The sequence below is a fragment of the Bradyrhizobium sp. URHC0002 genome (assembly GCF_054059515.1).
The window spans coordinates 5,447,781-5,465,456 of the sequence record NZ_JBSSCF010000001.1 but is presented as its reverse complement, the minus strand read 5'-3'; the positions used below and the strand labels follow the sequence as shown (position 1 = coordinate 5,465,456).

19 protein-coding genes are annotated in these 17,676 nt (G+C 62.7%); 5 read left to right on the top strand and 14 right to left on the bottom strand.

The window, feature by feature from the left end:
• Positions 1-16: 16 nt before the first annotated feature.
• From ACVWVY_RS26645 to pdhA, 10 genes are all read right to left on the bottom strand, one after another.
• Positions 17-1,189, bottom strand: coding sequence for an efflux RND transporter periplasmic adaptor subunit (locus ACVWVY_RS26645; RefSeq protein ID WP_456629151.1), 1,173 nt, complete (start codon positions 1,187-1,189; stop codon positions 17-19).
• A gap of 192 nt (positions 1,190-1,381) precedes the next feature.
• The gene (locus ACVWVY_RS26640) at positions 1,382-1,774 is read right to left on the bottom strand and encodes a hypothetical protein (RefSeq protein ID WP_456629150.1); all 393 of its coding nucleotides are present in this window, start codon (positions 1,772-1,774) and stop codon (positions 1,382-1,384) included.
• Between the two features lie 21 nt (positions 1,775-1,795).
• On the bottom strand, positions 1,796-2,764 hold the full coding sequence (locus ACVWVY_RS26635) for a tripartite tricarboxylate transporter substrate binding protein BugD (protein ID WP_456629149.1): 969 nt from the start codon (positions 2,762-2,764) through the stop codon (positions 1,796-1,798).
• A 32-nt stretch (positions 2,765-2,796) separates the two neighbouring features.
• Positions 2,797-4,038 carry a threonine synthase gene (locus ACVWVY_RS26630; protein ID WP_456629148.1) on the bottom strand — a complete coding sequence of 414 codons (1,242 nt, stop codon included), beginning with the start codon at positions 4,036-4,038 and terminating at the stop codon, positions 2,797-2,799.
• Between the two features lie 46 nt (positions 4,039-4,084).
• On the bottom strand, positions 4,085-5,503 hold the full coding sequence (gene lpdA, locus ACVWVY_RS26625) for a dihydrolipoyl dehydrogenase (protein WP_456629147.1): 1,419 nt from the start codon (positions 5,501-5,503) through the stop codon (positions 4,085-4,087).
• A 17-nt stretch (positions 5,504-5,520) separates the two neighbouring features.
• Complete coding sequence (locus ACVWVY_RS26620; protein WP_456629146.1) at positions 5,521-5,727, bottom strand: hypothetical protein; 207 nt, start codon at positions 5,725-5,727, stop codon at positions 5,521-5,523.
• A 61-nt stretch (positions 5,728-5,788) separates the two neighbouring features.
• Entirely contained in the window at positions 5,789-7,126 is a 1,338-nt protein-coding gene (locus ACVWVY_RS26615; RefSeq protein ID WP_456629145.1) for a pyruvate dehydrogenase complex dihydrolipoamide acetyltransferase, read from the bottom strand.
• Between the two features lie 2 nt (positions 7,127-7,128).
• Complete coding sequence (locus ACVWVY_RS26610) at positions 7,129-7,434, bottom strand: DUF5076 domain-containing protein (protein ID WP_456629144.1); 306 nt, start codon at positions 7,432-7,434, stop codon at positions 7,129-7,131.
• Positions 7,435-7,440: 6 nt separating this feature from the next.
• Complete coding sequence (locus ACVWVY_RS26605; protein ID WP_456629143.1) at positions 7,441-8,844, bottom strand: pyruvate dehydrogenase complex E1 component subunit beta; 1,404 nt, start codon at positions 8,842-8,844, stop codon at positions 7,441-7,443.
• A 98-nt stretch (positions 8,845-8,942) separates the two neighbouring features.
• Positions 8,943-9,959 carry a pyruvate dehydrogenase (acetyl-transferring) E1 component subunit alpha gene (gene pdhA, locus ACVWVY_RS26600; protein ID WP_456629142.1) on the bottom strand — a complete coding sequence of 339 codons (1,017 nt, stop codon included), beginning with the start codon at positions 9,957-9,959 and terminating at the stop codon, positions 8,943-8,945.
• Between the two features lie 67 nt (positions 9,960-10,026).
• Here pdhA and ACVWVY_RS26595 point away from each other — a divergent pair, with 67 nt between their 5' ends.
• Positions 10,027-10,182 carry a hypothetical protein gene (locus tag ACVWVY_RS26595; RefSeq protein WP_456629141.1) on the top strand — a complete coding sequence of 52 codons (156 nt, stop codon included), beginning with the start codon at positions 10,027-10,029 and terminating at the stop codon, positions 10,180-10,182.
• On the opposite strand, the gene ACVWVY_RS26590 is transcribed toward ACVWVY_RS26595, so the two are convergent.
• The 4 genes from ACVWVY_RS26590 to eno form a co-directional block, all read right to left on the bottom strand.
• Positions 10,169-10,486 (bottom strand): FtsB family cell division protein, encoded by a 318-nt coding sequence (locus ACVWVY_RS26590; protein ID WP_456629140.1) that lies wholly within the window; start codon positions 10,484-10,486, stop codon positions 10,169-10,171. The two genes, ACVWVY_RS26595 and ACVWVY_RS26590, sit on opposite strands and share 14 nt — an antisense overlap.
• A 161-nt stretch (positions 10,487-10,647) precedes the next feature.
• Positions 10,648-11,202: an NADPH-dependent FMN reductase gene (locus tag ACVWVY_RS26585; protein ID WP_456629139.1), complete on the bottom strand. Its 555-nt coding sequence runs from the start codon at positions 11,200-11,202 to the stop codon at positions 10,648-10,650.
• Positions 11,203-11,393: 191 nt separating this feature from the next.
• Complete coding sequence (locus ACVWVY_RS26580) at positions 11,394-12,530, bottom strand: zinc-binding dehydrogenase (RefSeq protein ID WP_456629138.1); 1,137 nt, start codon at positions 12,528-12,530, stop codon at positions 11,394-11,396.
• Positions 12,531-12,578: 48 nt separating this feature from the next.
• Positions 12,579-13,862: a phosphopyruvate hydratase gene (gene eno, locus ACVWVY_RS26575; RefSeq protein WP_456629137.1), complete on the bottom strand. Its 1,284-nt coding sequence runs from the start codon at positions 13,860-13,862 to the stop codon at positions 12,579-12,581.
• A 177-nt stretch (positions 13,863-14,039) separates the two neighbouring features.
• Between eno and ACVWVY_RS26570 the strand changes: the two genes are divergently transcribed.
• From ACVWVY_RS26570 to ACVWVY_RS26555, 4 genes are all read left to right on the top strand, one after another.
• Entirely contained in the window at positions 14,040-15,032 is a 993-nt protein-coding gene (locus ACVWVY_RS26570; RefSeq protein ID WP_456629136.1) for a Vgb family protein, read from the top strand.
• The gene (locus tag ACVWVY_RS26565) at positions 15,029-15,403 is read left to right on the top strand and encodes a c-type cytochrome (RefSeq protein ID WP_456629135.1); all 375 of its coding nucleotides are present in this window, start codon (positions 15,029-15,031) and stop codon (positions 15,401-15,403) included. The genes ACVWVY_RS26570 and ACVWVY_RS26565 overlap by 4 nt, the downstream gene beginning before the upstream one ends.
• 56 nt (positions 15,404-15,459) lie before the next feature.
• Positions 15,460-15,924, top strand: coding sequence for a preQ(1) synthase (gene queF / locus ACVWVY_RS26560; protein ID WP_456629134.1), 465 nt, complete (start codon positions 15,460-15,462; stop codon positions 15,922-15,924).
• A gap of 164 nt (positions 15,925-16,088) precedes the next feature.
• Positions 16,089-17,675 carry a hypothetical protein gene (locus tag ACVWVY_RS26555; RefSeq protein ID WP_456629133.1) on the top strand — a complete coding sequence of 529 codons (1,587 nt, stop codon included), beginning with the start codon at positions 16,089-16,091 and terminating at the stop codon, positions 17,673-17,675.
• Position 17,676 lies beyond the last annotated feature (1 nt).

The following is a 17,676-nucleotide window of genomic DNA, read 5'->3' as shown; positions in this document are numbered from 1 at the left end:
GCCCCGTACCGCCTGGTCATTGGCGCCACTCGTTGTCAACGAAGATCGCCCCTTGCGCGACCACCAGTTCTCCGAAATCGAGACCGCTGCGAATCTGCGTCAAACCACCCTGCTGGATGCCGATGCCGACCACGCGGCGTTTGAACAGCATCGGCTCGGTTTCGACCCAGACGGTGGCAACGTCCCCCTCGCGGATCACCGCGTCCGTCGGCACCGCGGGGCTGGCCGATCCATCGTCAATGCTGATCTTGAACATCGCGAACATCTCGGCCTTGAGCAAGCCATCGGCATTGTCGATCTCGGACCGGACGACAACACGGCGCGTCGTCAGGTCTGAAGCCGAGTTGATGGTGTTGATGCGGGCCTTGAAGATCCTGTCCGGCACGGCGGAAACCCTGGCCTCGATCTCCTGGCCGACACGCACCTGCGCGATATCCTGCTCGAAGATCTGGGCCTTCAACCACATCGTCGAGAGATCGGCAATCGTATACAGGGCCTCGCCCGAATCGGCTTTGACATGTTGTCCAGGCCCTACCTTGCGTGAAACGACCGTGCCGCCGATCGGCGCCGTGATCGTGGTCACGCGGCTGAGCATGCCGGTCAGTTCGAGTTTCAGGATTTCCTCTTCGCTACGGCCGAGAATCCGCAGCCGGGCGCGAGCGGCCTCGAACGCCATGTCAGCCGACCGCAGGTCATTTTCGGCCGCCGCGAGCTGCGCCTCGGCCTGTTGCAAATCCTTGGACGGTGCAGCCTTGCCCTCATGAAGATCGCGAACGCGCTTCTCGACGATTTGTGCCAGATTGTGTTGAGAGCCTGCTTTCCTTTTTGCAGCCTGTGCCGCGATGAATTCGTTCTGTGGGGCCAATTGCTCGGGGCTGTCGATTTCCAGCAGCGGATCACCCCTTTTGACTTTGTCACCGGGCCTGGCAATCAGGCGGGTAACCCGGCCGGAGAATGGCGTCAGAACGACCGTGCTGGCATCCTCATTGTATCCGATCTGACCGATCGCCGACGTCTGCGCGCGGAACGCGTAAGTCCCGACCTTCACGATCTGCAGCTGATGCATTTGATCCGGGACGACACGCAAAAAGTCCGCCCCCTTCATCGGGCCTTCGGCCGCGGCGAACGATGCCGTCAACGTCCCACCGAACAGCGGGGCAAGCAGGAGCAAAAGGGCTTTCGCGGTCATTGACATGCCCCGGACGATACCTCTGCCGCGCAACCCAAGACAAAGAAAATCGCGCGGGCCGCGCCCACAGCTCTACGCTCGCCGGTCAAGAAGCCCCCATAAGCCGGAGTCATGCAAAGGGGATCAAAGCATGCGGGTCGAGTCGCAGCCAGAGACCACGAAGTGCAAATCGCCCGGAATGCCCGTTCCCGGTCATTGGTATCGATTTTGGCGCGTCCGGTCTGGCGCGACGAACCAAAACACGGCTGCAACGATGCAAGCGAACGCCAACCACGCAATGCTCCCCACCCCGTCGCGCACGGTATCAACCGTAAGCCAAGCGATCACACCGACGGGCAGAAGGTATGCAAGCGTTACCGTCCAAAAATTCCACCATCCAATGCGGGTCAAAATTACGTAGATGAGCGCGCCATAGACGAGTTGCACAGCAAGTGCAGGCCCGAGCGTCAATGCCCCCAGGCGAAGATAGGACAACGGGGATCGGAAGGTCCGCTCGTCGAGCCAGACCCAAAGTCCCATGAAGCCAACAAAGGCAACCGTAAACGCTGCGCTAGATGCAAGCCACGCCAATGCAAGCTTCTTCATTGGCGTTTCGCCCGCATGAGTTCAATCCACCTTGACGTTGGCGGCCTTGATCATCGGCCACCATTTTGCAATTTCGGCCTTCTGCCAGGCGCCGAGCGCTTCGGGCGTGAGCTTGTCCTTCGGCGGCATCTGCAGGCCGAGGTTTTCGAGCTGCTTGCGCACCGCCGGATCGTTCAGGGCGTCAACCGCCGCCGCATTCAACTTTGCGACGACGTCCTTTGGCGTGTCCTTGGGCACCCAAAGTCCGGACCACAGCGTCATGTGGAATCCAGGCAACCCCGCCTCGTCGACGGTCGGAATGTCGGAAGCTGATTCCACGCGCTTGGAGTCGGTGATGGCATAGGCGCGGATGTTGCCGGCGCGCACCTGCCCGATCGAGTTCGAAGTCTGGTCGACGATCAGGTCGATCTGCCCGGCGACGAGATCGTTCATCGCGGGGCCAGTGCCGCGATACGGCACGTATTGCAGCTTGATGCCGGCGACGTTCTCGAAATAGAGCCCGGCGATGTGACTTCCGGAGCCCGCGCCTGCGGTGCCGGCCGTCGGCGGCGACGGCTGCGCCTTCAGCCACGCCAAAAATTCCTTCAGCGAGGTTGCCGGGACCTCTTTCTTGCTGACGATGATCATCGGATTGCTCGGCAGCAACGCCACCGGTTCGAGATCGGTGACGAGGTCGTAGCCGAGCTTGTAGATCGCGCCGTTGGCAACGTGGGTGCCGAGATGGCCGAAACTGATTGTGTAGCCGTCGGGCAGCGAGCGCACCGCGCGGCCGACGCCGACCGAACCGCCCGCCCCCGTCACGTTCTCGACCAGCAACGTTTCGCCGAGCGTGGTCTTCATCCGCTCGGCCAAAATCCGCGCCATCGCATCCGACGGCCCGCCGGCGGAGAACGGCACGATGATGGTGATGGGTCGCGACGGAAAGTTCTGGGCAATCGCTGCGTTGCCGAATACGAACACCGCGAGGATCGACAGAACTAACTTTCGCATTTCAAGCTCCCATCACAACCGCCACACGACTGTCAGAGTTTCGCGTAGTCGATCGGTTGGTGGCGATCGAGCGTGCGCGTGACCGGCGGCAGCGGATATTTAAGCCCTGTCGCGCAATTGAACAGCATGACGCGATCGTTTTTCGTCACGCGCCCGTCGGCAAGGCTTTGCTGATAGGCAGCATACGTCGCGGCTCCTTCCGGACACAACAGCAGGCCTTCCTCGCGCGCCACTTCGTTGAGCGCAGCAGAAATCTTCTCATCCGGCACGGCGATCGCAAATCCCTTGCTCTCGCGGACCGCGCGCAGGATCAGAAAATCTCCGACCGCCTGCGGCACGCGAATGCCCGACGCGATGGTGTGGGCATCTTCCCAGCGCGGCGCGTGCTCGGTGCCTGCTTCAAAAGCACGCACCATCGGCGCGCAGCCCGAGGCCTGCACCGCGACCATCCGCGGCCGTTTCGCGCCGATGAAGCCGATCGCTTCAAGCTCGGCAAAGGCCTTCCACATGCCGATCAGGCCGGTGCCGCCGCCGGTCGGATAGAAGATCACGTCGGGCACTTCCCAGCCGAGCTGCTCGGCGAGCTCCAGCCCCATCGTCTTCTTGCCTTCGATCCGGTACGGCTCCTTCAGCGTCGAGGTATCGAACCAGCCCGCCTTGGCCTTGCCTTCGCCGACGATCTTGCCGCAATCGTCGATCAGCCCGTTGACGCGATAGACGGTGGCGCCCTGCAGCTCGATCTCGCTGACATTCACTTCCGGCGTATCGGCCGGGCAAAAAATCGTGGTCCTGATCCCGCAGGAAGTCGCATAGGCCGCCAGCGCCGCGCCGGCATTGCCGTTGGTCGGCATCGCCATGTGCTTGATGCCGAGCGCCTTGCCCATCGACACCGCCATGACAAGGCCGCGGGCCTTGAACGAGCCGGTCGGCAGCCGTCCCTCGTCTTTTACGATGATCTCGCCGCCGCCGATTTTTTTCGCGAGCTTCGGCAGCCGGATCAGCGGCGTCGTGACTTCGCCGAGGCTGACGATATCGGAGACTTTTCGGACCGGCAGCAGTTCGCGGTAGCGCCACATGTCGGCGGGACGCTCGCTAAGCGCCTCCTTGGTCAGCGCCTTCTTCACGCCGGCGAGGTCGTAGCGCACCAGCAGCGGCTTGCCGGCCTTGGAGAGATTGTGGATCTGATCGGCGGGATAGTGGTCGCCTTCCAACGCGCATTCGAGATGGGTCACGAACGTTGGACGTTCGATGGTCAGGTTATCGTTGTCTTTCACGGATTGCTCTTTCGTTTCTTGTTGGGCGCGACCGGGAGATCACGCCTTACATATTCAGCACGCGCCCATAAGCATCCAGCACGGCTTCCTTCATCATCTCCGACAGGGTCGGATGCGGGAATACCGTGTGCATCAGTTCTTCTTCCGTGGTCTCCAGGTTCATCGCGACCACGTAGCCCTGGATCAGCTCGGTCACTTCGGCGCCGATCATGTGCGCGCCGAGCAACTGCCCGGTCTTCTTGTCGAAGATCACCTTGACCAGTCCCTGATCCTCGCCAAGCGCAATCGCCTTGCCGTTGCCGACGAACGGGAAGCGGCCGACGCGGATCTCGCGGCCCCCCTCTTTCGCCCGGGCCTCGGTCAGGCCGACGGAAGCAACCTGCGGGTGACAATAGGTGCAGCCTGGAATGAGGTTCTTGTCCATGGCGTGCGGATGCAGGCCCTTGATGGCTTCGATGCAGACCACGCCCTCATGTTCGGCCTTATGCGCCAGCATCGGCGGCCCCGCGACGTCGCCGATGGCGTAAATGCCGGGAACGTTGGTCTTGCCGTAGCCGTCGATCACGACGCAGCCGCGGTCGGTCTTGACGCCGAGTTTCTCCAGCCCAAGGCCTTCGATGTTGCCGACCACACCGACCGCCGAAATCACGCGCTCGAACTCGACCGTTTGTGGCTTCTTGCCGTCGTCGATGGTGGCGACGACGCTGTCGGCCTTTTTCTCAAGCTTCGTGACCTTGGTGTTGCTGAGGATCTTGATCCCCTGCTTCTCAAACTGTTTTCGCGCGAGACCGGCGATTTCAGCGTCCTCGACGGGAAGGATCTGCGGCAGCACCTCCACCACGGTGACGTCGGCGCCCATGGTATGGAAGAACGAGGCGAACTCGATGCCGATCGCGCCGGAGCCCACCACCAGCAGCGATTTCGGCATCCGCTCCGGCACCATCGCCTCGAAATAGGTCCAGACCAGCTTCTTGTCGGGCTCGAGCCCCGGCAGCACGCGCGGCCGGGCGCCGGTCGCGATGATGATGTGCTTGGCCTGATAGGCGCCCTCGCCCAGCGCGCCCTTCGGCGCCTCGACGGCGGACTTCTTCACGGTGATCTTGCCCGGCGCGTCGATCGAGGCGTCGCCCCAGATCACCGTCACCTTGTTCTTCTTCATCAGGAAGCCGACGCCGTCATTGAGGCGCTTCGAGACGCCGCGCGAGCGCGCGACCACGGCCTTCGGGTCGAACGAGACCTTCTCGGCGGAGAGCCCGTAATCCTTGGCATGCTGCATGTAGTGGTAGATCTCGGCGGAGCGTAACAGCGCCTTGGTCGGGATACACCCCCAGTTCAGGCAGATGCCGCCGAGATAGGATTTTTCGATGATTGCGGTCTTGAAACCGAGCTGCGCCGCGCGGATCGCCGTGACGTAGCCGCCGGGGCCGGAGCCGATGATGATGACGTCGAAGGATGTGTCGGCCATGGAGGCTCCCGTTCAACTCAAGCAGTTGTTTCGCCGCGAGCGCGGCGATTGATAATAAACACCCTGAGCAGCCATTCGAGCGCGACGACCAGAGCTAGGATCGCCATCGCGGTCAGGACGATCGGTTGGGCGATGTTCCGTGCCAGTTGCTCCCCGGCAAAGAACGCGGAGTGCAGAAAATCGAGCCCGACGGGGTTGAGCGCGACGGCGGCTGTGAGCAGCATCGATATCCATGGCCAGCGTGTCCGGACATTCAATGTTGCCCCCTTTAAATTGGCGCGCGCCTCACACCATCATCATCACGGGGTTTTCGATCAGCTGCTTGAAGGCGCCGATCAGCTCGGCCCCGAGCGCGCCGTCGATGGCGCGGTGATCGCAGGACAGCGTCACGCTCATCATCTGCGCGATCTCGATCTTGCCGGCGCGCACCACGGGGCGCTCCTCGCTGGTGCCGACGGCGAGGATCGTCGCCTGCGGCGGGTTGATCACGGCGGTGAAGTGATTGATGCCGTACATGCCCAGATTCGACACCGCCGTGGTGCCGCCCTGATATTCTTCCGGCTTCAGCTTGCGCGCCCGCGCGCGCGCCGCATAATCCTTCATCTCGGCCGAGATGGTCGACAGCGTCTTGGTTTCCGCCTTGCGGATGATCGGCGTGATCAGGCCGCCCGGCATCGCAACGGCCACGCCGATGTCGGAATGCTTGTGCTTGAGCATGCCGCCTTCGGTCCAGCTCACGTTGCAGTTCGGAATTTTTTGCAGCGCGACCGCCATCGCCTTGATGACGAAGTCGTTGACCGAAAGCTTGTAGAGCGGCTTCTTTTCCTTGTCCTTGGGTGCGGCGGCGTTGATCTCCTCGCGGGCGACCAAGAGCTTGCCGATGTCGCAGTCCATCGTCAGGTAGAAGACCGGCACGGTCTGCACCGAGGCGGTAAGCCTTTGCGCTATCGTGCGCCGCATGCCGTCATGCGGCACGACCTCGTAGGAGCCCTCCTCGAACAGCGCCAGAATCTGCTTGTCCGACATCCCGGGCGCGAGGCTCGGGCCCGCCGCAGGCGCGGCGGCCGGGGCCTTCAGGCCCTTGCCGGATTTCGCACCCTCGACGTCGCGCGCGACGACGCGACCATGCGGGCCGGAGCCGGTGATGCGCGCCAGATCTATCCCGGCATCCTTGGCGAGACGGCGCGCCAGAGGAGATGAGAAGATGCGGGCGTGACCGTTGCTCTTGGCGGGCGCCGCGGCAGCCTGAGGCGCCGGCGCAGGTGCCGCTGCGGGCGCGGGTGTTGCTGCCGGTGCGGTTGCAGCGGCAGCAGCGGGTTTGGGCGCCTCAGCGGGCTTCGGTGCGGGCGCGGCCCCCGCGCCAGCCGCCTTCACGTCCTCGCCGTCGCCGGCCAGCACCGCGATGATATCGTTGACGGGAACATCTTGCGTACCTTCAGGCACCAGGATTTTCGCAATCGTGCCCTCGTCGACGGCTTCAACTTCCATCGTCGCCTTGTCGGTCTCGATCTCGGCGATCACGTCGCCGGACTTGACCTTGTCGCCCTCTTTCTTGAGCCATTTGGCAAGGTTGCCCTTTTCCATCGTGGGCGACAGCGCGGGCATCAAAATGTTGATCGGCATTGTCAGTGACCTTGTTGCGACCGGGACGTGGTAGAGCCCATATCGGTCGGCCGGTTGATTTCGGCTTCGAACATGTCGACGATACGCGTCAGCGCCTCGTCTTCGGTGTAGCCGCTTTCGCGCGCATAGGCGCGAGCAGCGTGGCGCGCGATGTCGACCAGCAGCATGCCCCACATGTCAGGCTCCTCGAACGCGCGCTGGAACGCGATCGAGAGCCCGCCGTCGACCACGAAGGCGCGCAGCACTTCGACAGCATCCTCGCGACCGATGACGTCGGGCGGCAGCGGCTGTTCGTTGGGACCGGCCATGGGGGATTACCGATAGGCAACGGCTTTGGCGGCCGCGACCACCTCGGCCACGCTGGGCAATGCGAGCTTTTCGAGATTGGCCGCATAAGGCATCGGCACGTCCTTGCCGGATACCCGCGCGACCGGCGCGTCGAGATAATCGAAGGCATGTTCCATGATGCGGGCGGCGATCTCGGCACCGACGCCAGACTGCTGCCAGCCCTCCTCCACCGTCACCGCGCGGCCGGTCTTCTTCACGGATGCAACGATGGTCTCGGTGTCCATCGGGCGCAGCGTGCGCAGATCGATCACCTCGGCCTCGATGCCTTCCTTGGCCAGTTCGTCGGCGGCCTTCAGCGCGTAGGTCATGCCGTTCGACCACGAGATCAGCGTCACGTCCTTGCCCGACCGCACGATCCGCGCCTTGCCGATCGGGATCACGTAGTCATCCAGCTTCGGCACCTCGCCGGAATGGCCGTACAGCATCTCGTTTTCGAGGAAGATGACGGGGTTGGGATCGCGGATCGCGGCTTTCAAGAGACCCTTGTAATCAGCGGCCGAAAACGGCGCGACCACCTTGAGGCCCGGAACCTGCGAATACCAGGCCGAGTAATCCTGGCTGTGCTGGGCTGCGACGCGAGACGCGGCACCGTTGGGCCCACGGAACACGATCGAGCAGCCCATCTGGCCGCCGGACATGTACAGCGTCTTGGCCGCGGAGTTGATGATCTGGTCGATCGCCTGCATCGCGAAGTTAAACGTCATGAACTCGACGATCGGCTTCAAGCCCGACATCGCCGCGCCGACGCCGATGCCGGCAAAGCCGTGCTCGGTGATCGGCGTATCGATCACGCGCCGCGCGCCGAATTCCTGCAGCAGCCCCTGACTGACCTTGTAGGCGCCCTGATATTCCGCGACCTCTTCGCCCATCAGGAACACGTCCGGGTCGCGCCGCATCTCCTCGGCCATCGCATCGCGCAGCGCGTCGCGGATGGTCTGGGTGATCATCTCGGTGCCTGCGGGGACTTCCGGATCGGGCTCGGCGACGGCGGCTGCCGGTGCAGCCTGTGGCGCCGAAATCATCGGCTTGCCCTCGCCGACCGGCGAGCGCGATTCCTCGACTTCCTTTTGAACATTGGGCGCGGGCGCCGGTGCCGCGGCTGCCTTGCCGAGATCGGCGGCGCTTTCGCCGTCGGCCAGAATGGTCGCGATCGGCGTATTGACCGCGACGTCGGCGGTGCCTTCGGGAATCAATATCTTGCCGAGCGTGCCCTCATCGGTCGCCTCGACTTCCATCGTCGCCTTGTCGGTCTCGATCTCGGCGATGACATCGCCCGACTTGATCGTCTCGCCTTCCTTCTTCAGCCACTTCGCAAGGTTGCCCTTTTCCATGGTGGGCGAAAGCGCAGGCATCAATACTTGAATGGGCATATCGGCTCCCGAAATCACTTTTAGTTCGTTTGAGCATGATCTTTTCGGAAAAACCGGTTTCCACTTTTCCGGATCATGCTCGAGTTTGTTCTGCGCGCTTATCGGTAGATATCGGTCCAGAGTTCGGACGGATCGGGCTCGGGATCGCGCTGGGCGAAATCCGCCGACGCGTTGACGATCTCGCGCACCTCGGCGTCGATGGCCTTCAATTCCTGTTCGCTGACCTTTGCCGCCAGGAGGCGGGCCCGCACCTGCTCGATCGGGTCCTGATCGGTACGGATCTTCTCGACCTCCTCGCGGGTCCGGTATTTCGCCGGGTCCGACATCGAGTGGCCGCGATAGCGATAGGTCTGCATTTCCAGGATGAACGGCCCCTTGCCGGCGCGGCACCAGGCGACCGCCTCGTCGCCCGCGGCCTTCACGGCCCGGACATCCATGCCGTCGACCTGTACGCCCGGAATGTTGAAGGAGATGCCGCGCTTGGAAAAATCGGTCTGGGCGGAAGAACGCGTCACCGACGTGCCCATGGCGTAGCGGTTGTTCTCGATCACGTAGATCACCGGAAGCTTCCACAGCTCCGCCATGTTGAAGCTCTCGTAGACCTGGCCCTGGTTGGAGGCGCCGTCGCCGAAATAGGCGACGCTGACGAGATCATTGCCGCGGTAGCGGTTGGCAAAGGCCAGACCCGTTCCGAGCGAGACCTGGGCACCGACGATGCCGTGGCCGCCATAGAAATTCTTTTCCATGCTGAACATGTGCATGGAGCCGCCCTTGCCCTTGGAATAGCCGCCGCGGCGTCCGGTGAGTTCGGCCATCACGCCGTTTGCTTCCATCCCGCAGGCCAGCATGTGGCCGTGGTCACGGTATCCGGTTATGACCTGATCGCCCTGCTTGAGGGCCATCTGCATGCCGACCACGACCGCTTCCTGGCCGATATAGAGATGGCAGAAACCGCCGATCGCACCCATGCCGTAGAGCTGGCCGGCCTTTTCCTCGAAGCGCCGGATCAGCAGCATGTCCCGCAGCGCTGCCAGTTCCTGTGCCTTGGTGAATTCCGGTGGGGAGTTTGCCTTCTGCCCTGATTCCTTCTCGACGCTTTTCTTGGGTGCGGCCATGGCAAATCCGGATGAGAGAGACGATCAGCCCTCTCTAACCCAACTGAAACCGCCGTGAAAGGATTGCGTGCGCTGGGGAAAATATTGCTATGCCGCACTGCAGCGCGACGCGACATTTTCGAAATCGATTTTGTTGTTTTTTGAAATTTGCGGACCGGCGTGCGGAGGTCAGGCCAACGACGGCGGTGTTCGTGACATCGCCATGAAAATCAGTTCGGCTTGATGGTCCGGACCAGATCGCGCGGACTGGCGTAGTCGAGCTGGAAGCGCGCGCGCTCGTCCAGCATGTCGGGATCGACCCGGTCGGACCGCAACAGCGAAACCCGCTGCTCGCCCTGCGCCCGCTCACGCTTCAGCCGCGCCAGTTCCGAGGTCAGCGCGATGATCTCCTGATCGAGTTCCTGGCGGGCGTTCAGCCCATATTTGCCGGTATAGGCGTTGACGCCGAAATAGCCGACCATCAGCGCCGCCATCGTATAGAGGGCGAGGCCTGTCAGAATGGATTTTAGGCGGGTGCGGGAGACCATACGCCCAAGATGCGATGGTCCGGTTAATGGAATCCTAAGATCGCGGGTGTGGGCACGAATGCCGCCTCCGTCATTGCGAGCGCAAGCGAAGCAATCCATGCCGCGGCAGAACGGATGGATGGATTGCTTCGCTTCGCTCGCAATGACGTGGATGGGTCTGCCTACCCGTTCTGCTTCTCAATGAACGCCGCAAAGGCGTCGATATATTGCTGCAGCACCTTCTGCACGGCTTCCTTGGTGAGCTGCCCCTTGTCGTCGAAGGCGTCGCCGCAGCCATTCACGTAGATTTCGGGCTGGCCGAGGATCGGGCCGGCAATACCCGGCAGGATGTTCTGCAGATGCTTGGCCGCGCTGACGCCGCCGAGCGCGCCCGGGGAATTGCTGACAATACCGACCGGCTTGCCGAGGAACGAGCTCTTGCCGTAGGGGCGCGAGGCGACGTCGATCGCGTTCTTCAACACGCCGGGGATCGAGCGGTTATATTCGGGCGTGACAAACAGCACGCCGCTCGACTTCTGCAGCTTTTCGCGGAACGCCAGCCAGTCCGCCGGGGGATTGGCTTCCAGATCCTGGTTGAAGAAGGAAATGCCTTCGAGCGTCGTCACGTCGAGCTTCAGCGAAGCCGGCGCCAGTTTTGCGAGCGCATTGGCGAGCTTGAGCGAAAAGCTCTCCTTGCGGAGCGAGCCTACGATGGTGACGACGGTGTGGGTGGCCATTGAGTATCCCTCTCGGAGCGGAAGTGCCTGCCCTCCCATACGCCATATTGCCAGAAAGATGCAAGTGCATGGAATGGGCTTTGTGGCTTCGCCGCGAGAAAATCATTCTGCAACGGACCGCAAATGCAGGACGGGCCGCCTTTGCAAGGCGGCCCGTCCGGTTCATGGCTGGATGAAGGCGCCTGCCGCCATCAGCCCTTGCTCGGATTGATGAGAAACTTCTCGCCGGTGGAGCGCTTGTTGTAGATCGCGATGTTGGCGAGCTGCAGCGTCTCCTGCAACGACACAACTTGCGTGTAATGGCTGGCAAAGGTGGTCTTGAGTTCGGAAGCGACCCGCTGGCGCAAGCGGCCGATTTCGGCGGGGCCGATCTTCTGCAGGAACGGCGTCAGCAGCCAGCCGGCGACGCCCCAGGTCAGCCCGAACGCCCGGCTCAATTCGGTCGGACGGTTGTCGAGGCTGCCGTAGATATAGACCTGCTTGTACACGTTCGAGCCGTAGCGGCTGTATTCCTTGGCGGTCTTGTTGGCGGCGATCTCCATGCAGGTGAGGATTTGCCCCGCGAGCTTGCCGCCGCCGATGGCATCGAAGGCGATGGTCGCGCCGGTTTCCACCAGCGCGTTGGTGAGATCATCTATGAAGGTATCTGCGGTGGAATCGACGACGTGTTTGGCGCCGATCTTGTGCAGGATGTCGGCCTGCTCCTTGCTGCGCACGATGTTGACGAGGCCGATGCCGTCCTTGATGCAGATCTTGTTGAGCATCTGGCCAAGGTTCGATGCGGCGGCGGTATGCACCAGCGCCTTGTGGTTTTCGCGCCGCATGGTCTCGGTCATGCCAAGCGCGGTCAGCGGATTGACGAACCATGACCCGCCGTCGGCAGGCGTGGTGCCGGCCGGCAGCTCCATCACGTCCCTCACCTTCATGGTGCGATACTGCGAGTACATCGCGCCGCCGATCATCGAGACGTTCTTGCCCATCAGCGCTTTCGCAGCGTCCGACGATCCGGTCCTGATCACGACGCCGGCGCCCTCATTGCCGACGGGCAGCGACTGATCGAGCCGGCCCCCCATCATCCGCATGGCGGCTTCCGGCATCTTCGCAGTGACCACGGGGGCGTCCGTGGTGCCGGAAACCTTGGCGGTCGACATGTCGGCCGGTCCGATCAAAAGCCCGAGGTCGGACGGGTTGATCGGCGCGGCCTCGACACGGACCACGACTTCGTCGTCGGCCGGCTCCGGCGTCGGGACGTCGACCAGCGACAATTCGAGCTCGCCGCTCTTCTTCAGCAGCGAACGCAGTTGAAACCCGCTCTTGCCATCACTCATCGCACGTCTCCCCCAATTGTGTTGGTTATATCTGGATACGCCGAAGCGTTACGCCAGTGCCTTCAGCGCCGATTTGCCCGCATATATTGCCTGCGCGCCGAGCTGCTGCTCGATACGCAGGAGCTGGTTGTACTTGGCGGTGCGGTCCGAGCGCGCCAAGGAGCCGGTTTTGATCTGGCCGCAATTGGTGGCGACCGCGAGATCGGCGATGGTGGAATCTTCCGTCTCGCCGGAACGGTGCGACATCACGGAGGTGTAGCCGTATTTGTGCGCCAGTTCGACCGAAGCGAGCGTCTCGGTCAGCGTGCCGATCTGGTTGACCTTGATCAGGATCGAGTTGGCGCGGCCGTTCTTGATGCCGTCGGCAAGGCGCGTGACATTGGTGACGAACAGGTCGTCGCCGACGAGCTGGCACTTCTTGCCGATCAAATCGGTCAATTCCTTCCAGCCATCCATGTCGTCCTCCGACATGCCGTCCTCGATGGTGACGATCGGATAGCGCGAGACGAGATCGGCGAGATATTTCGCCTGCTCGGAGCGCGAGCGGGTCTTGTTCTCGCCGCCATAGACGTAAGCGCCGTCCTTGAAGAATTCGGTCGCCGCGCAATCGAGGCCGAGCATCACGTCACTGCCTGCCTTGTAGCCGGCCTTTCCAATTGCGCTCACCACGAAATCTAGCGCGGCATCCGCCGACGGCAGGTTCGGCGCAAAACCGCCCTCGTCGCCGACATTGGTATTGTGGCCGGCCTTTTTCAGCTCGCCCCGCAGCGTGTGGAAGATTTCGGAACCGCAGCGCAGCGCTTCGGCGAAGCTCGTAGCGCCCACCGGCAGGATCATGAATTCCTGGAAGTCGATCGGGTTGTCGGCATGCACGCCGCCATTGATGATGTTCATCATCGGCACCGGCAGCGTCCGCGCCGAGGTGCCGCCGACATAGCGGTAGAGCGGCATGTCGAAGGACTCGGCCGCCGCCTTGGCGCAGGCGAGCGAGACGCCGAGGATGGCGTTGGCGCCCAGCCGGCTCTTGTTCGGGGTGCCGTCGAGATCGATCATGATCTGGTCGATCTGGACCTGCTCCTCGACGGCCTGATCGCTCAGCGCCTCGAAGATTTCGCCGTTGACGGCTTCGACCGCCTTCTGCACGCCCTTGCCGAGATAACGCTTTTTGTCGCCGTCACGCAGTTCGACCGCCTCATGCGCGCCGGTGGAGGCGCCGGAGGGAACAGCCGCGCGGCCGATCGACCCGTCTTCCAGCACCACGTCGACTTCGACGGTGGGATTGCCCCGGCTATCGAGAATTTCGCGGCCAATGATGTCGACGATGGCGGTCATGTCTTGCACTTTCCTGGGAATGGCGGGTCCGGGTTCGGGGGCGTCTTACACGGCGCGCAAGCAAATGTGAACGCTTTGGGTTCGGCCTTTTCCGGACGGTGGAGCCGGGTCAGGATAGACTGCTTGAAGGTTGATATCAGCGTTCAAACCTTCACGTTCACAAGCCGGGGTAACGCAATGAATCGCCGCCAGTTTCTTGGAACCGCCGCCTTTGGCGTCCTCGCCGCGCCCGCCCTGCTGCGAAGGGCCGCCGCCCAGGAAGGCCCGTTCCGCGTCAAATATTATCCGGTCACAGCGGGCATGGGATCGCGCGACACCACCCCCGCGCCCGACGGCACGATCTGGTTCTGCGGCCAGCGCAACGGCACGCTCGGGCGTCTCGATCCCCGCGACGGCTCCTACAAGCTGATCGACCTCGGCAAGGGCGCCGCGCCCCATGGGGTCATCATCGGTCCTGATGGCGCGCCCTGGGTGACCGAGGGCGGCCAGAACGCGATCGCGCGCGTCGACCCCGGCGATCACAAGGTGACGCTGTTCCGTCTGCCCGAAAAGGAAGCTTACGCCAATCTCAACACCGCAGTGTTCGACAAAAACGGCATCTACTGGTTCACCGGCCAGTCCGGCATCTATGGCCGGCTCGACCCGAAATCGGGCGACATGACCGTGTTCAAATCGCCGCGCGGGCGCGGCACCTACGGCATGACCATCACGCCGAAGGGCGATATCTGGTACGCCTCGCTCGCCGGCAACCACATCGCCAAAATCGACACCGCGACCGGGAACGCGACCGTGGTCGAGCCACCGACGCCCAATCAAGGCGCGCGGCGCGTGTGGTCGGATTCCAAGGGCCGGATCTGGGTCAGCGAATGGAACAGCGGCAACGTGTCGGTGCACGATCCCGCCGATGGCTCCTGGAAGGCCTGGAAGCTGCCCGGCACCAATCCGCGCACCTATGCCGTCTATGCCGACGACAAGGACAAGGTCTGGCTCACCGATTTCGGCGCGAACGCGATCGTGCGCTTCGATCCCGTGACCGAAAAATTCAACGCGTTCCCGAGCGACAAATCGGGCGCGAATGTGCGCCAGCTCGACGGCCGTGCCGGCGAAACCTGGGGCGGCGAATCCGGCAACGACCGTCTCGTCGTGATCCAGACGGTCGCGCCTGCGTGAGATTGTTCGCAGTCCTGCTGCTGTTACCGGTTCTCGCGCCCGCTCCCGCCAACGCGGAGGAAGACGGCGCGCGGGCATTCACGCCCTGCCGTGCCTGCCACAGCCTCGACCCCACGGAGCGCGGCCTGCCCGGTCCCAATCTATCTGGCGTGATCGGCCGCGCCGTCGGCGGCGCCGCTGACTTCGATTACTCGCCGGTGCTGCGCAAAGCCCGCGAAGACGGACTGCGCTGGGACCCAAAGCGTCTCGAAACCTTCCTCGCCGATCCCGCCCGGATGTTTCCGGGATTGTGGATGTCGATGCGCGGGATCGAGGATGCGGCCGAGCGCCAGGCGCTGGTGCGGTATCTCACGGACCCCTCAGCCCGCTAACAGTTGACGGCCACGCCTGTTGCGTCCATGTCAGCCTTCGCAACAGGACGATCATGATGGCCAAGAAATCATTGCAGAAATCATTGCAGCTCGGCCGCGCCGTGGAATGGCCGGACAGCCCTGAGAAAGCAAAACTCGACCGCGTGCCCAATCCGCAAGCGGATACCAATTATCTGGTTCGTTTCACCGCGCCGGAATTCACCTCGATTTGCCCTGTCACCGGCCAGCCGGACTTCGCGCATCTGATGATCGACTATGCGCCGGGCCAGTGGCTGCTGGAGTCCAAATCGCTAAAACTCTATGTCGCGAGTTTTCGCAATCACGGCGCCTTCCACGAGGATTGCACGGTCATGATCGGCAAGCGGATTGCCGCCGAGATCAAGCCGAAATGGCTTCGCATCGGCGGCTACTGGTATCCGCGCGGCGGCATCCCGATCGATGTGTTCTGGCAGACCGGCAAACTTCCTAAAGGCATGTGGGTACCCGACCAGGGCGTCGCGCCCTATCGCGGGCGCGGCTAGGCGCTGATCAGAAGGACAGACTCGCAGCGGACCTCCGAGAACGGTTTAAGCTCGAGGACGAAAGGTCAGTTGCGCTGCCACGATCCACATATCCGTTCAAGCACAGCACGAAAGTTGTATAGTGCAATCTAATTTTTTTCAGGTGCGCCAAAAGGAGGAAGTTCATGCGGAAGTCTTTCCTCGGGTTTGCCGTCGCAGCTCTTACCCTGTCGACATCCCAGCCGCTGTTTGCGCAAGATAATGTGGATCAGCAGCTTGGTACCCTGCACTTCAAAACCTCCTGCAACGACGTGGCGCAGCGTCGCTTCGATCGCGGGATGCGCTATCAGCACTCCTTCTGGTACACCAACGCAAAGGAGGTCTTTGAGGAGGCCATAAAGGCTGACCCGACGTGCGCTATGGCATATTGGGGCATCGCGCTCACGCTGATGGACAATCCGCACGCCGCAATCCCGCGGCCGAACCTGGCGCCCGGTCTCGCCGCTATTACGAAGGCCAAGGAGATCGGCGCCCCGACCGAGCGCGAACGCAGCTACATCGATGCGCTCACGGTGATGTACGCGGACTATGACAATATCTCTCACGCCCAACGCATGCGCGCACTGCGCGACGCCCTGGCTCAGGTCGCAGCGAAAAATCCAGACGATGACGAGGCTCAAATCGCCTACGCGATCATTCTCAACACCTCGGCGGATCTGAACGACAAGACTTACGCACAGCAGACCAAGGGCGCCGCAATCCTGGAGCCGATTTCCCTACGGCTGCCACAGCATCCCGGCGTAACACACTACCTGATCCATCTCTATGACTATCCGGCGACCGCGCAAAAAGGTCTCGACGCCGCCAACCGCTACGCCAAGATCGCGCCGGCCGCGCCGCACGCCCAGCACATGCCGTCACACATTTACACCCGTGTCGGCTATTGGAAGGAATCAATCGACTCCAACGCAGCTTCCGTGAAAGCAGCCAAGGCCGAGAAGTCGGTGGGCAATTACCTGCACGCGCAGGATTACATGGTTTATGCCCACCTTCAGCTCGCCCAGGACCAGCAGGCGCGCGCCGTCATTGACGACATGATAAGGGAGACCGACTTCAAGGCGACGGTCGCGGCGGCCGACTACGCGCTGGCGGCATCACCGGCCCGTTATGCGATCGAGCGCGGCGATTGGGAGGCCGCGTCGCAACTGCCTGTCAGGCCAAGCGGCTTGAACTTCGCGATGGCGGTCTCACACTTCGCCCGCGCTCTCGGCGCCGCGCACTCCGGCAAGCCGGAAGCTGCCAAGGCTGACGTCCAGAAGCTCGCCGAATTGCGCGACAAGTTACGCGAAGCCAAGGATAATTATTGGTCGGAGATCGTCGACATCCAGCGTCAGGTGGCCGTTGCCTGGGTGCTTCACTCGGAGGGCAAATATGACGAAGCGCTCAAGGCCATGAGCGCTGCAGCCGACGCCGAGGACAAGACCGAAAAGCATGTGGTCACGCCAGGTCCGCTGGCGCCGGCGCGCGAGCTTTACGGCTTCATGCTGCTCGATCGCGACATGGCCAAGGCGGCGCTAGCGGCCTTCGAGGCCACCAAGACCAAGGAGCCAAACCGCCTCCAGGGCTACGCCGGCGCTGCCAAGGCAGCCGACAGGCTCGGTGACAAGGCCGCGGCACGAGACAACTATCAGCAACTCGTGGCGCTGACGGCGAATGCCAATACGGAACGGCCAGAGGTCGCGGCGGCGAAGAAGTACCTCGCCAGCAACTAGC

Coding starts and splice junctions, on each gene's coding strand:
- ACVWVY_RS26645 (WP_456629151.1), bottom strand. CDS start 1,189: ATGACCGCGAAAGCCCTTTTGCTCCTGCTTGCCCCGCTGTTCGGTGGG.
- ACVWVY_RS26640 (WP_456629150.1), bottom strand. CDS start 1,774: ATGAAGAAGCTTGCATTGGCGTGGCTTGCATCTAGCGCAGCGTTTACG.
- ACVWVY_RS26635 (WP_456629149.1), bottom strand. CDS start 2,764: ATGCGAAAGTTAGTTCTGTCGATCCTCGCGGTGTTCGTATTCGGCAAC.
- lpdA (WP_456629147.1), bottom strand. CDS start 5,503: ATGGCCGACACATCCTTCGACGTCATCATCATCGGCTCCGGCCCCGGC.
- ACVWVY_RS26620 (WP_456629146.1), bottom strand. CDS start 5,727: ATGCTGCTCACAGCCGCCGTCGCGCTCAACCCCGTCGGGCTCGATTTT.
- ACVWVY_RS26615 (WP_456629145.1), bottom strand. CDS start 7,126: ATGCCGATCAACATTTTGATGCCCGCGCTGTCGCCCACGATGGAAAAG.
- ACVWVY_RS26610 (WP_456629144.1), bottom strand. CDS start 7,434: ATGGCCGGTCCCAACGAACAGCCGCTGCCGCCCGACGTCATCGGTCGC.
- ACVWVY_RS26605 (WP_456629143.1), bottom strand. CDS start 8,844: ATGCCCATTCAAGTATTGATGCCTGCGCTTTCGCCCACCATGGAAAAG.
- pdhA (WP_456629142.1), bottom strand. CDS start 9,959: ATGGCCGCACCCAAGAAAAGCGTCGAGAAGGAATCAGGGCAGAAGGCA.
- ACVWVY_RS26590 (WP_456629140.1), bottom strand. CDS start 10,486: ATGGTCTCCCGCACCCGCCTAAAATCCATTCTGACAGGCCTCGCCCTC.
- ACVWVY_RS26585 (WP_456629139.1), bottom strand. CDS start 11,202: ATGGCCACCCACACCGTCGTCACCATCGTAGGCTCGCTCCGCAAGGAG.
- ACVWVY_RS26580 (WP_456629138.1), bottom strand. CDS start 12,530: ATGAGTGATGGCAAGAGCGGGTTTCAACTGCGTTCGCTGCTGAAGAAG.
- eno (WP_456629137.1), bottom strand. CDS start 13,862: ATGACCGCCATCGTCGACATCATTGGCCGCGAAATTCTCGATAGCCGG.
- ACVWVY_RS26570 (WP_456629136.1), top strand. CDS start 14,040: ATGAATCGCCGCCAGTTTCTTGGAACCGCCGCCTTTGGCGTCCTCGCC.
- queF (WP_456629134.1), top strand. CDS start 15,460: ATGGCCAAGAAATCATTGCAGAAATCATTGCAGCTCGGCCGCGCCGTG.
- ACVWVY_RS26555 (WP_456629133.1), top strand. CDS start 16,089: ATGCGGAAGTCTTTCCTCGGGTTTGCCGTCGCAGCTCTTACCCTGTCG.